The 249-nt window shown below is 68.3% G+C and carries 1 protein-coding gene; it reads right to left on the bottom strand.

Features of this window, described 5'->3' with window-relative positions; translation table 11 throughout:
* Window positions 1–249, bottom strand: a 249-nt coding sequence (locus RAD10_RS42345) for a hypothetical protein (protein WP_461622073.1), incomplete at both ends; no start/stop codon positions are given.

The following is a 249-nucleotide window of genomic DNA, read 5'->3' as shown; positions in this document are numbered from 1 at the left end:
GCGCGCGCGCGAAGGGTTCGATTCGGGTTTCGATCATCAGGTCGACCGGCGTCCGGCCGATCATCATGCGGGCGATCCCGCTCCACGCAATCACGTGTACACGCGACAAAAGGGGTTGCCCGCCGGCCGCTGCCAGGGCGCGCGCGATCGGGTCGGCCGGGTGCCGCGCGCTGGCGGGGAACGCGGCGAGGGCCGCTGCACCACCCAAAATCGTTCGACGATTGATGCAACGGCAACTCCCCCCATATA

It is taken from the genome of Bradyrhizobium sp. 23AC (assembly GCF_054863025.1).
The sequence above is the reverse complement of the archived record's forward strand: the minus strand, read 5'-3'. Positions and strand labels throughout refer to the sequence as shown.